This is a genomic window from Anaerobacillus sp. CMMVII (genome assembly GCF_025377685.1).
GTDB lineage: Bacteria > Bacillota > Bacilli > Bacillales > Anaerobacillaceae > Anaerobacillus.
The window spans coordinates 424164-437580 of sequence record NZ_JACEHK010000002.1 but is presented as its reverse complement, the minus strand read 5'-3'; the positions used below and the strand labels follow the sequence as shown (position 1 = coordinate 437580).

Genomic DNA, 13417 nt, shown 5'->3' with positions numbered 1-13417 from the left:
GCGTTATTCAAACAAAAAAAGACAAAGGAATTTAGCTTACCATATCTATACTTACCTCTATAGATTGTAAGGAATCCTTTGCGTTATTTCGCCGAAACAATATTAAGTTGTTTTTTATAAAGTGTTTCCTTATATAAAAACTCATTTAACCATTTTTCAATATGCTGTAAATACTTTTGAACAAAGTAATTTTCATTTGGACTTAAATGGTAGATCTCGCGAATGTATTGAGGTTGAGAAAAAGGCATTGTTACTAACGCTCTTATTTGTATAGCTACGAAATCACTAGAAATGTGGTTAAATTCTTTTCGTTTTATACCAGTTTCAATTACTGCTTTAAGATAATGTTTTTCTCTCATAAAGTAGGTCATCATCAGTTCTCTAACCAAGGTGGAATCTAACGTTACTTCACGGTGAACAAACCTCGCCAGGTGATGATTTTGCTGTTGATATTTCAGGAGATTTTCTACAATAACGTTCAAACATTGCTTCGCAGAGGAAGAATTCAGATTTTGATATTCTTTTTCGATATTCATCGTATAGCCTTCCAAAAACTCGATCATCAATTTTTCCATAAGTCCTTGTTTGTTTCCAAAATAATAGGAAATTAACGCTACATTTACCCCCGCTTTTTCTGCGATGGCCCTTATCGACGTTCCACTGTACCCCTTAACATTAAATAAGGATACCGCTGCTTCCATCACTTTACGTTTCGTAATTTCGCCTTTTTCCATAATCATTCACCTACCTTATTTTTTATTCCTGTATGTTTTTCGCTGCCGTGTTTACCTACCTATTAATTTTCAAAAAATAATCGTTATATCCTGCTATTTTTTCTCGACAGTCACAAAAGATATTTCTACAATTAGTGCTATTTTTACGGACTTTCTGCAAATAAAACTGGTATCCACTAATCTAACGTCGAAAAAAGACGAAAAAAGAACAATGTTGAATGCTTTCTACCATACAACATTGTCCCTATGAAGGCTCTTTTCATTATTGTGTCTAATTAAAGCGTTAGTTGCATATTCAGATTTACTTTCCCTTACAAGTCAGAAGTAGGGAAAAGATTTCCCGGACCTTAGCGTTTCAGGTGCAAAACTCCTTAATCAAAAAGCTACAATCTTTGAAAAAACAGCCTTATGAAATAACCCTAGTCCACTTTCTCATCATGAATGACCACCAGGTTTTTACCTGAACGTTTAGCCATATATAAAGCTTTATCAGCCTGATTGAACAAAGATTTCAATGATTTCTCATTATGAACCTGCCTCCAGTCGGATATGCCACAGGATATTGTGACTGACGGACTTGTCTCTTCAGCCACCTTACGACGGATTCTTTCTGCTACAACTTTCCCTACTTTATGGTCTACTTTTGGGAGATAAACTGCCAGTTCTTCGCCTCCCCATCTTGCAGCTATGTCGGTACTTTTAATATTCCTCTTTATAATATTTGCTACTTGAATAATAATGTCATCACCCACTTGGTGACCGTATAGATCATTTATTTGTTTAAAGTTATCAATGTCAAATAAAACGAAGCACCCATATGCATCTTGTTCCATAAAAACCTCAATTTTTTCATCCAAAAAATTTCTAGCATAAAGTCTAGTTAGATGGTCAGTAATCACTAATTTCTCCAACTCTTCGTGTAACATTGAATTTGTGAAAGCGAGCGTAGAGTGGTGAATAAGCGACTGCAATAATTTAAATTTATTAAAAGAAAAATGATAAGCATGTTCGTGAACAATAAAAACAGCACCTTTTAGTTCACCACTTTGTACCATTGGCACAGCTAGAAACGAGCGAAAAGGTCTCAATAGGTAAGGTACTTGAGCTGTAAGATCACCGATAAATAGTGCATCTTTGTCTCTCTTTATTTGATCACAAAATGCGTTGATCTCATTTAGACTTGTTTCCTTTAGGAAATAGTTTGTGCTACCATCTATTACTTCAATATCACCATTTGGTCGGAACATGAAAAATCCAATCTCTTGTGCATGAAATGATGATTTAATTTGCTTTGTCATAAAGCTAATAGTATCTGATAACCGCAAATTAGAATTTATTTGATGCGATGTCTTATTTATTAACTGAAGGTCTTCAACCAGCTGTCTAGATTGTTGGTAAAGTTCCGCATTTTCAATGGCGTTACCACCAGTATCCGCTAACACTTCAATAAAATCGATTTCATGCTCAGGAAAAACAAAGGAATCACTGGCTATTATTTTCAAAATACCGTAAACACCTTGTTTTCCACGCAACGGCGCATAAACAATTGATCTCCGTTTTATTATGCTATCCTCAATTTGAATTTTTCCGGTTAGGTACGCATTCGTTGCTACCTCATTTTCCTGATCCTTGCTATAACTCAATTGCATAATTGGTAAATCATCACTGACCTCCCATTCATGAGATAGCAATAGATGAATGTCGAAAGAGGGAAACACTTCGTTTAAAGCTTCAATGATTTCTCTTAAAATGGCACTAACATCCATGGATGAATGAAATTTTTTTGTTACCTGAAGCAAAAGTTCCCTTCGCTTTTGTTCCTTCAATACATTCTCAAACGTTAGTAACTTATAGATAAGACTAGCTGACTCGTAAATCAAATCTAGTACACAACTTTTCAACTGACCATAATTCTTTCCTTGTTGAACACAATTATGATAAATTAGCACCCCAAATAGTTTTCCGTTTTTCTCAAGAGGAACTACTTCAAAATTTTCAAACTTATCTTTTAAAGCGGCTAATTTAATACCCGATGTATTCGTCAGTACCCGAACCTCATCATTTTCAAGTCGATTTACAGCTTCAATGATCTCATTATATGGAAGGATATAATCTTGTTTATTATCGAGTATGCTTGAATGCGTAGCAAATCTCGGGATAAGCAAATCTTCATTCCGGTTTGGAAGCAATAGTGCAAAGTCACCAATAGTAACTATTTTTTTCAATTTCTCTAGTAACGCATATACAAAAATCTCGAGACTGTCTGTATATTTAGTTTCCTTTAATAACTTAGCAAGCATTTGATCGATATTTTCTTTTTTCTGCAGAACATCTAAGTCCTGTTTAATTTCAAGGTAACTAGTAGTCATGATAAGGGATTGCTTAAAGCCTAATAATAATGAACGAACAATTTCAGTATTGCCCTCATCTTTGGATAAAACCAGTCCAAAATAACCAGTCCAGCTTTCACCGTTTTGTTGAAGTGTAATTGGAACTGCATCAATAAGATAATTATTCGTTTCAAAAGGTAGTTGCTCCGTAATTAATTTGCTACCTAAACCATAGATGACCTCGATTACTCCAGAGGCGTACCCACCTACTTCGCGCATCGTAATTAATTGACCATCAATATTGGCTAAAAAGAAAATAGCAGATGAAAATCTTTCTTCCATTTGTAAATCTAGGTCAAATGTCACATGGAATAACTTGGAAAAATTAATATTACTTTGATATCCTTTTATCATTAAGCTCACCACCCATCATTTCACAATCATTTCACTTTGTTTTCATTATATTTTAACTAGTCAATTTTTACTATAAAAATCTATTTTTTTACAGATTCTAAAACCTCATATTCTATATCTACTGTAAAAAGATTATGTAATTTCTATTATACCTACTTTACAAATATATTTCATTTATGGAAGTTGGTTAATTTTCTTTTTCTCTGGTGAAATTTTTACTTTTTAGAAAGTAAGTAATATAACAGGCTCTTTTAATAATCTTGGTTGCTATTTAATAATAAATGTATTCTATATTGAAACCCAAAGTTCTAAGTTAGAAGAGACGCCCGCGACAGTGAATCATCACTTCATAACCCGAATTTAAACACAACAATTTTTGCTAAAACGTCCGAAGCAAAATGCAACATCTTTTACAAAAATATCTTTATCAAACACTCTTTTCTAATAGATTGTTGCTATTAGCTTTTAGGTCGTAACCAAGCGAATGCTTGGTTACGACCTAAAAGCAACAAAGTTTACGAAAACAGCATTATCAAATTATTTAAGCTAATATTTTGCTGAATTACCCTTTTTATTAAATCATTATTCTTAAGTTACTTGACTTTCGATAATAATAAACATATACTATTCTTTGTGTAAAATAAGACAGCCAAGGTAAACTTCAATTGACACTCTTCTCATTTTATACCTCATTAACAGCGGCTGAAACTCTTATGAGGTGCATTGTGTAACTTCCAGCTGTCGAAGCGAAAGTGCATGAATATAAATGAGCTTTTGAAGGGATTACTAAAAACTGTTGTTATTTTATCAATACTAAAATAACAGAGGAGGAGTCATTCATGGCTCGTTATACAGGTCCATCTTGGAAATTATCTCGTCGCTTAGGGATTTCATTAAGCGGAACAGGAAAAGAATTACAAAAGCGTCCATACGTACCAGGACAACACGGTCCTAACCAAAGAAAAAAAATCTCAGAATATGGTCTTCAACTTCAAGAAAAGCAAAAGCTTCGTCACATGTACGGAGTAAACGAGCGTCAATTCCGTCGCATTTTTGATGATGCTGGTAAGATGGCTGGTATCCACGGTGAAAACTTCATGATTTTACTTGAGTCTCGCTTGGATAACCTAGTTTACAGAATGGGATTAGCTCGTACTCGTCGTGGAGCTCGCCAATTAGTTAACCACGGTCACGTAATGGTTGATGGGAAACGTGTAGATATTCCTTCTTACCGTGTAAGACCAGGTCAAACAATTAGCGTTCGTGAAAAGTCATTGAACCTAACTGCAGTTAAGGATGCTTTAGAAGTAAACAACTTCGTGCCAGCATATCTTGATTTCAACGAAGAGAAACTTGAAGCAACTTATACACGCTTACCAGAGCGTTCTGAGTTACCTGCTGAAGTTACAGAAGCTCTTATCGTTGAGTTCTACTCACGTTAATCAAAAAAAGTCACGCATCCGCGTGGCTTTTTTTAGTTTAGAGTTCAAAGTGTAAAGTCTAGAGTTATGCAAGTATTTCAGGGAAGCCTGTAAGTCCCGAGAGTACAACTGATTTTGTTCACTTCAAGTGTTACTCTTTACTTCCAGCCTAATCCTTTACGAACTTTACCTAGGTTCAGAATGAATTTCTATTTTCTAGCCCGACCCTTTCCGAAATTGGCTCGGGTTATGCTCGATAACACTTTGCCTCTGGGGCTACGCGTTGAAAATAGACAAAAAGGAAAAGATTCGCATGGTTTAGAGTGCAAAGCGCTAAATCTAATCTTGCCTCGTAGCATTACTTTCAAAAACTATACACTCTAAACTCTAATCTCTACACTGTTTGTAAACTTTACACTCTACACTTTTCTTTAAAGTGCTGGTACAATTTAAGAAAATGTGAAAAAGGTAGTTGAGGTGTATTTTATGAAAAAAACTGTTATTTTAATTTTTTGCAGTATCTTCTTAGTGGCTTGTCAAAGTGAAGCTGCTATTCAAAGAGAAAATGAGACAATTACACTGTTTAACAAGAATTGCGCGGGGTGTCATGGTCTGGAGTTAAATGGAACAGGATTAGCTTCTGGGATACGTGGTTTAAAGAAAAAAGACATTTTAAATAGTATTCATAACGGAGAAATAAATATGCCTGCCAACATACTTACTGGCGAAAATGCAGAAAGAGTAGCAACCTGGGTTGCAAAACAAAAATAGTTTTGAGTTTTGAGTGAAAGGTTTTGCTCCGAAACAAAACCTTTCACTCAAAACTCTCCACTCATAACTTACTATAAACTGTACTTAATTAAGTAATACTTCTTCTTTCCACGACGGATAATTGTAAATTCATCGTCAATACGATCAGCTTTAGAAATAACTTTTCTAAATCTGTGATCCGCTCACCGTTAAGGTAGACTGCACCATTTTGAATGTCTTCTCTACCTTGACGCTTTGATGGCGCGATTTTAGCTGCTACTAATAGTTCTAACAGGCTAATTTCTGTTTTTGCACATTCATAGGATGGAACATCTTTAAACCCTTGTTTAATCTCAGCGGCGTTTAGGTTTGCAATTTCTCCACTAAAAAGCGCCTCGGAAATTCGAATGGCTTGCTGCAATGCTTCTTCACCATGTACTAGTTTTGTAACCTCTTCTGCTAATTTACGATGTGCACTTCGCTTTTCAGGAGCTGTCGCAACTTCCTCAGCTAAGGTATCAATTTCTTCATGGGACAAGAACGTAAAGTATTTTAAAAACTTAACAACATCGCGGTCATCAGTGTTAATAAAAAATTGATAAAGCTCATAAGGTGATGTTTTTTCTTCATCAAGCCAGATAGCGCCACCTTCTGTTTTACCGAATTTAGTTCCATCACTTTTTGTTACTAATGGAATTGTAAAACCAAATGCTTTCCCTTCCTCATTAGTAGATTTTCGAATTAATTCTAAACCTGCGGTAATATTCCCCCACTGGTCACTTCCTCCAATTTGCAGGCGACAATTTTCTTGCTCAAACAACTTCAAAAAGTCGTATGATTGTAAAATCATATAACTAAATTCAGTGAATGAAATTCCTGATTGAATTCTAGATTCCACTGAATCCTTTGCAAGCATGTAGTTAATACCAAAATTCTTTCCTACATCACGTAAAAATGTAATTACATCTAGTTTGCTAATCCAGTCATAATTATTAACAATTTTCGCTTGATTTCCACCTTCAAAATCTAAAAATTTTGATAGTTGATTTTTTATTCGATTACTAAATTGAGCAACAATTTCTTTTTCATTTAGTGTTCTTTCTGCTTTTTTTCCACTAGGGTCTCCAATTAATCCAGTAGCACCCCCAACTAGTGCAAGTGGCTTGTTTCCAGCAAGTTGAAAACGTCGCAATGTTAGTACAGTTAGTAAGTGACCAATATGCAAGCTATCTGCAGTCGGATCAAAACCACAATAAAGAGTCATTTGCCCTTCTTCTAGTTGCTTTGATAAACCATCAAGGTCTGTTACTTGATTAATCAAGCCGCGATACTCTAAATCATTTAACAAATTCATTTCTTTCGCTCCTTCTCTTTTACTCATAATAATAGACTCTATTAGAAAAACTGGGCTATTCTCTTTGATGAAGTACGCCTTAGTTTATTCTTATACTTTAATGTGTTACCAAGTTTCGTTTAAAGTATAAATAGAAAAAAGCCCATCCCTAAAAAAGGGACGAGCTTATTGTCGCGGTACCACCCTTGTTGAAAGTAAATTTTTACCTTCCACCTCGGAAATATAACGGTTTGTTCCGTCCTTTGTTACTTGAGCTAAAAACTGTTCACAAAGGAAGCTCTTGGAGGTAATTCACACACAATTTTGTACTGGTTTGCAGCTACCACCAGCTCTCTTAAACAGGGAATTGCATATTACTGTTTTCCATTCATAGCTTTTTTATTTTAATTTTATTATTGGTTCATTTTTATCAAAAAATCTACCTAATGTCAATCTACTTTTCTTAATGCTTTTTACAAAGAGAAATTGGTTGCGAACTAAATGCTCTATCAAAAAGACATTTTCTAAAACCTGGTAACTACTATCATTTGATTATAGCCATGGCTATTCACACTTATCGGGATGCTTTCAAGAAGCGTAAATTTACGAAATCATCAAAAAAGAGTTACTATATAAAGGTAACGCTATTCCCCATCCCCATAAAGTTACTATATATGCTATAATAGAATGTGATTAAATAGGGGGTAGTATGAACATGGATAATAAGCGCTCTAGCAAACGAGTAACATTACATTCATTTAATAATTTTATAAAAAAAATAAAGTTACTTAAATGCTTTAGAATCACATATCAAGTTGTTTGGAATTTAGTCCTTATCTTCTTTATTATTTTTACTTCAGTTGCTTTATTTGTAAGTGCAGCTGGTGCTGGCTATTTTGCCTCATTGGTGAAAGACGAACCTATTAGAAGTAAAGAGGAAATGATAAAAGATATTTATGACTATGAAGAGGTTTCTGAAATATATTTTCGAGATGGTCAATTACTTGGAGAGGTTCGTTCTGATATACAACGTAGAGAGATTAAATTAGACGAAGTATCAGAGCACTTAATTAATGCAGTTATTGCCACAGAAGACGAATATTTCTTTGAACACAACGGTATTGTTCCTAAAGCGATCATGCGAGCAACTTTTCAGGAATTTACCAACTCATCCGTTCAAACAGGTGGTAGTACTTTAACTCAACAATTAATCAAAAATCAAATACTAACAAACGAGGTTTCTTTTGAACGTAAAGCAAAAGAAATTTTACTGGCTATGCGTCTTGAAAATTTCTTTGACAAAGAAGAAATTTTAGAAGCTTACTTAAACATTGTTCCTTTTGGCAGAAATGCAAATGGTTGGAACATTGCGGGGGTTCAATCAGCAGCACAAGGAATTTTTGGGGTAGATGCAAAAGATTTAAATCTTCCACAAAGTGCCTACATTGCTGGTCTACCACAAAGTCCATTTGGGTACACACCTTTCATTCGCAGAGATAGTAAGCCTACAATAAAAAATGATATAACCCCAGGCTTAAATCGAATGAAAACAGTTCTTACTAGAATGAGGGACAAAGGCTATATTACTGAGTCTGAATACAAAAAGGCATTAAAATATGACATCCTTGCAAATTTGGCCGAGCCAACTCCTGAAAGTAAAGAGGAATATCCTTATTTAACTGCTGAAATTATTAACCATCGTGCGGTAAAAATAATAGCCGATCATTTATTAGAGAAAGATGGTATTGTGCTTAGTGAGATTGAAGATAGTGAAGAAAGAAAGTCTCTACAAGCTCGTTACACGGCTTTAGCCGGCCGCGATTTAAAACGTAATGGTTATAAAATTTATACAACAATCGATAAAGATATTTATGACGCTCATCAAGTAGTTGCGAAAAATGACGCACTTTTTCCAAATACAAGAAACCATGCAAACCAAAAGGTTGAAGTCGGAGCCGTTTTAATTGAAAACAAGACAGGAGCTATCATCAGTTTTGTTGGTGGCAGATATTTGAACGAAGGCGAAGAATTTAATAGAGCTACTCAAGCAAATAGACAAAACGGGTCAACGATGAAACCAATCCTTGCTTACGCTCCAGCAATAGAATTAGGACTTGTTCAGCCTGGGCATATTATTCCTGACACGAAATACCATTACTTAGCACCACCACAACAAGAAGTATCTAACTTTGATAAAGACTGGGCTGGGTTAATTACTGTAAGAGAATCAATGGTCCGTTCAAGGAATGTCCCGGCTGTAAAGAGTTATAATTTGGTACCAAGAGAAGTATCTCGAGAAAAACTTCATGCCATGGGCATTTTTGAAGAACCAACTGAAGGGGCTTCTATCGGTGGAAACGCTGGTCTTACTGTCGAGCAAAATACAGCTGCATATGCAACATTTGCTAATAGTGGGAATTACATTCAGTCGTATATGATTGAAAAAGTAGAAACAAAAGATGGCGAAGTTATTTACCAACACGAAGCTGAACCTGTAGAAGTCTTTTCTGCACAGACATCTTATTTAATTACTGATATGCTTCGCGATGTATTAAAGGGCGGAGGAACAGCAGCTGCTCTACCTGGTATGCTTAAGTTTAATTCAGACGTTGCTGGAAAAACTGGTACAACCAATGGGACAAGAGATTCATGGTTTGTCGGATATAATCCAAACTTTACTCTTGGAGTCTGGATTGGTTATGATACCGAGGCTTCCCTGCCAACTAGATTCGATGGTAGAGGTATCGGATATTTTTCACAACGCATCTGGGCACATCTTGCAAATAGTGCTTTTGACGTTAATCCTGAATTTATTGCTCCAAAAGATCCGTTTAAAATGCCTAGTGGAATTGTACGTCAATCTTTCTGTGGAATATCTGGACTTTTAGCTTCTGATCTTTGCCGTGAAGCAGGATTTGTTCGAACTGATTTATTTAATGCTAAATTTGTACCAACGAAAGTTGATGATAGCTTAGAACGAGTGAAATATGTAATCGTGAAAGGCGAACCGTTTATTGCACTAGATCAAACACCATCAGAATTTGTAAGAAATGGTGTGTCAATCAAAGAAGAAATACTAGAGGATGAAAAGGTTGCAGAAAAATTACTAGAAAAGTTTAAAGATTTAATTCCTAGCAAAGAAGTTGAAAATAATGGGAAAACACCTAGTGCTCTAACCAATGTTGCAATTAGTGGCAATAAGCTCTCATGGACAGAACATAATGACAACGATATCGTAGGTTATCGTATCTACCGTGCACCTAATGGTAGTGAAACATTTACTACGTTAAGAAGCGTTAGGTCAGATGAGCAATTTGTTTTTAATGTAGATAAAAACCCATTCGCTTACTATATTACTGCTGTTGATGCCGCTGGAAGAGAGTCGAAGCCTTCAAATATTGTGACAACTGGAGGATGGGTAAAAGAGATTCCAAAGGAAGAAGAGAAACCTGATCCAAAGGATAACGAAGAACCAAAACCACCGAAAATACCAAAGCCACCGAAACCTAGCAATGGTGATGATGATGAGAGTGGCAACGATTAATGAAAGTAGAAAAAGCTTCCGCTAAAGTTTAGCGGAAGCTTTTTTAAAATTAGGTTATGTTCTTCTAATCACTGTGTTATTAATCTTCCATCGTCGATAAATCACCTGTCGGTAAATCTAATTCCCACGCCTTTAATACTCGCCTCATAATCTTACCACTTCTTGTTTTTGGCAGCTTATCGCGAAACTCTATTTGTCGAGGTGTCGCATGTGCCGAAAGTTCTTTTTTCACAAAAAGACGAATTTCCTCTTTCAGCTCTTCGCTTTGTTCAAATCCTTCCCTTAAGGAAATAAACGCCTTAATAATTGTGCCCCTTACAGGATCAGGAATACCAATTACTCCTGCTTCTGCAATTGCTGGGTGCTCCACTAATTTGCTTTCAACTTCAAATGGGCCAACTCGCTCGCCAGAGGTATTAATAACATCATCAATTCTCCCCTGGAACCAGAAGTACCCCTCTTCGTCCATGTAAGCAGAATCGCCTGAAATGTACCAGCCATTATCTGTGAAATATTCTGAGTACTTTTGAGGATTGTTCCAGATCGCACGCATCATCGACGGCCAGCCTTTTTTAAGGGCTAAATTCCCCATTCGATTTGGTGGAAGAACATTTCCATGATCATCAATGATAGCTGCTTCTACACCTGGAATCGGTTTGCCCATTGATCCTGGTTTTATCGGTAATGATGCGTAATTGCAAATCATCATTGAGCCGGTTTCAGTCATCCACCATGTATCGTGAATTCTTAAGTGAAATACCTTAACTCCCCATTTTACTACTTCAGGATTTAACGGTTCACCAACACTCAAAATATGGCGAAGTGATGTTAGATCAAAACGGTGAATTAACTCTTCACCAATCCCCATTAACATTCTAAAGGCAGTAGGCGCACTATACCAGACAGTGACTCCGTAGTCTTCAATCGTTTTATACCAATCCTCTGGATTGAAGCGCCCGCCTCTAACTACGTTGGATGCGCCATGTAACCATGGCCCAAAAACACCATAAACCGTACCAGTTACCCAACCTGGATCTGCCGTGCACCAATAAACATCGTCCTCTTTTAAATCTAAGACCCATTTTGCTGTTTGATATTGCTGAACCATAGCATTATGAACATGCAATACCCCTTTAGGTTTACCTGTTGAACCTGATGTATAATGAAGTAGCATCCCATCTTCTCGATCTACCCATTCAATTTCTAACTTCTTACTGGCTTGTTCAATCGCTTTGCCAAAATCTACAGTTTTATCATCTTCAACTACTCCATCGCCAACTAGGACAATTTTCTCTAGGGAAGGTAAGTTGTCTCTAGCTACACGTCCTACTAATTCAGGAGTTGTTACTAATACTTTTGCTTGACTGTCATTTAGTCGATCATACACAGCAGCTTCCATAAACGCCTCAAAAAGTGGACCAACAATTGCACCAAGCTTGATCGCACCTAATAAGCAAAAATAAAGTTCTGGAGATCTTGGCATAAAGATAAATATACGATCTCCTTTTTCAACACCTTGCTGTCTTAACACATTACCAGCTTTATTTGTAAGTTCCATCATTTCTTTAAACGTGTATTTTTCACGTCTCGTGTCGTCTTTATAATAGAGGGCAACTTGATTTTTCTTTTCGCTTTGGGCATGACGGTCAATCGCCTCATATGCTATGTTCATTTTTCCGGTTTTGTACCATGAGAATTGTTCCTCTACTTGACTCCAGTCAAAATTCTCTACTATTTTGTTATAATCTTCTAAATGATAATCTCCTTTTACTGCAGGAATCGCTTGTACTTGCATTTTTTCTTTGTCCCCCTTTATTTTAATTTATAATATTTGGAAGTAATAAGGTAATTGTAATATAACTTTTGAATTTTCTCAATTATTAAAATTTTAAATGTCTTTATGATATAAATTCTCTAAAATCGCAAAAAATCCTTTTTTTTATTGTATAATAATAATTATTCCTACTATATCTTTATTTAAAGGTGGTGTGCTTATGAACCATAAAAAAACTTATAATGCACTAGAATTGAAAACAGGTCAGCATACGTTGATTATAGAAGGACCAATCGCTGCAAAGGAGCTAGAAGCTTATAGATTTCATGAAGGGTTAGTTGCCTTCAGACCGCCTGAAAAACAATTTAAAGCCCTACTAAGTATTGCCGATCTTCCAGAAGGCCGAATTATTATTGCTAGAGATCATGATGTAATTGTTGGGTATGCTACTTTTATTTATCCTGACGAACTAGAAAGATGGTCTGAAGCAAAGATGGATAATTTAATAGAATTAGGAGCTATAGAAGTGGCGGCTGCCTACCGTGGAGCTAAAGTTGGTAAGAATATGCTTAAGGTTGCCATGATGGACGACGCCATGGAGGACTATATTACCATCACTACCGAATATTATTGGCATTGGGATTTAAAAGGAACTGGCTTATCTATATGGGATTATCGCAAAGTAATGGAAAAGATGATGAATGCTGGGGGCTTAGTTTGGTTTGCAACAGATGACCCTGAAATTTGTTCCCACCCTGCAAATTGCTTAATGGTAAGGATCGGAAAGCGAATTGATCAAGAGTCCATTCAACGATTCGATCGTATTCGTTTTCAAAACCGGTTTATGTACTAAGCTCTTTTCTAAAACATTGCTCCTGCGGTTACTCGTCGCACAAAAAAACTTGTTGCTTTTTAACTTAAATAATAAATAAAAATACCTTAGATGAAGATATCAACCAATAAAATTAAGTAAGAAAAGAACACTACTTACTAAATAAGGAGTCAAATCTTAATATTTACTTAATACTAAGCTGTTTACAATGTAGAATGTAGAGTCTGTTCGTCTCGCTTCGAAGTGCTTCCCGCTTCTATTCTATAATCTACATAATAGTTAATT

At 35.8% G+C, this 13417-nt stretch carries 7 protein-coding genes, 1 pseudogene and 1 other annotated feature; of the genes and pseudogenes, 4 read left to right on the top strand and 4 right to left on the bottom strand.

The annotated features are described in order from the left end of the window. Nucleotides 1–83: 83 nt before the first annotated feature. Entirely contained in the window at nt 84–734 is a 651-nt protein-coding gene (gene refZ / locus H1D32_RS06250; RefSeq protein ID WP_261177376.1) for a forespore capture DNA-binding protein RefZ, read from the bottom strand. A gap of 419 nt (nt 735–1153) precedes the next feature. Next, complete coding sequence (locus tag H1D32_RS06245) at nt 1154–3478, bottom strand: sensor domain-containing diguanylate cyclase (RefSeq protein WP_261177372.1); 2325 nt, start codon at nt 3476–3478, stop codon at nt 1154–1156. A gap of 839 nt (nt 3479–4317) precedes the next feature. On the opposite strand from H1D32_RS06245, the gene rpsD reads away from it, so the two are divergent. Together rpsD and H1D32_RS06235 are read left to right on the top strand one after the other, a co-directional pair. Further along, nucleotides 4318–4920, top strand: a complete 603-nt coding sequence (gene rpsD, locus H1D32_RS06240; protein ID WP_261177371.1) for a 30S ribosomal protein S4 — start codon at nt 4318–4320, stop codon at nt 4918–4920. Between the two features lie 465 nt (nt 4921–5385). Further along, the gene (locus tag H1D32_RS06235) at nt 5386–5670 is read left to right on the top strand and encodes a c-type cytochrome (RefSeq protein ID WP_261177369.1); all 285 of its coding nucleotides are present in this window, start codon (nt 5386–5388) and stop codon (nt 5668–5670) included. Nucleotides 5671–5741: 71 nt separating this feature from the next. Here the strand turns inward: H1D32_RS06235 and tyrS are convergent. Next, a pseudogene (gene tyrS, locus H1D32_RS06230) lies at nt 5742–7003 on the bottom strand (tyrosine--tRNA ligase). Between the two features lie 152 nt (nt 7004–7155). Next, nucleotides 7156–7383: a binding site (T-box leader), on the bottom strand. Nucleotides 7384–7697: 314 nt separating this feature from the next. Here tyrS and H1D32_RS06225 point away from each other — a divergent pair. Next, nucleotides 7698–10526 carry a transglycosylase domain-containing protein gene (locus H1D32_RS06225; RefSeq protein WP_261177367.1) on the top strand — a complete coding sequence of 943 codons (2829 nt, stop codon included), beginning with the start codon at nt 7698–7700 and terminating at the stop codon, nt 10524–10526. A gap of 79 nt (nt 10527–10605) precedes the next feature. Here H1D32_RS06225 and acsA read toward each other — a convergent pair whose 3' ends face one another. Then, entirely contained in the window at nt 10606–12321 is a 1716-nt protein-coding gene (gene acsA, locus H1D32_RS06220) for an acetate--CoA ligase (RefSeq protein WP_261177357.1), read from the bottom strand. Between the two features lie 199 nt (nt 12322–12520). Here acsA and H1D32_RS06215 point away from each other — a divergent pair, with 199 nt between their 5' ends. Beyond that, nucleotides 12521–13153 carry a GNAT family N-acetyltransferase gene (locus H1D32_RS06215; protein ID WP_261177353.1) on the top strand — a complete coding sequence of 211 codons (633 nt, stop codon included), beginning with the start codon at nt 12521–12523 and terminating at the stop codon, nt 13151–13153. Nucleotides 13154–13417: the final 264 nt, after the last annotated feature.

Coding starts and splice junctions, on each gene's coding strand:
- refZ (WP_261177376.1), bottom strand. CDS start 734: ATGGAAAAAGGCGAAATTACGAAACGTAAAGTGATGGAAGCAGCGGTA.
- H1D32_RS06245 (WP_261177372.1), bottom strand. CDS start 3,478: ATGATAAAAGGATATCAAAGTAATATTAATTTTTCCAAGTTATTCCAT.
- rpsD (WP_261177371.1), top strand. CDS start 4,318: ATGGCTCGTTATACAGGTCCATCTTGGAAATTATCTCGTCGCTTAGGG.
- H1D32_RS06235 (WP_261177369.1), top strand. CDS start 5,386: ATGAAAAAAACTGTTATTTTAATTTTTTGCAGTATCTTCTTAGTGGCT.
- H1D32_RS06225 (WP_261177367.1), top strand. CDS start 7,698: ATGGATAATAAGCGCTCTAGCAAACGAGTAACATTACATTCATTTAAT.
- acsA (WP_261177357.1), bottom strand. CDS start 12,321: ATGCAAGTACAAGCGATTCCTGCAGTAAAAGGAGATTATCATTTAGAA.
- H1D32_RS06215 (WP_261177353.1), top strand. CDS start 12,521: ATGAACCATAAAAAAACTTATAATGCACTAGAATTGAAAACAGGTCAG.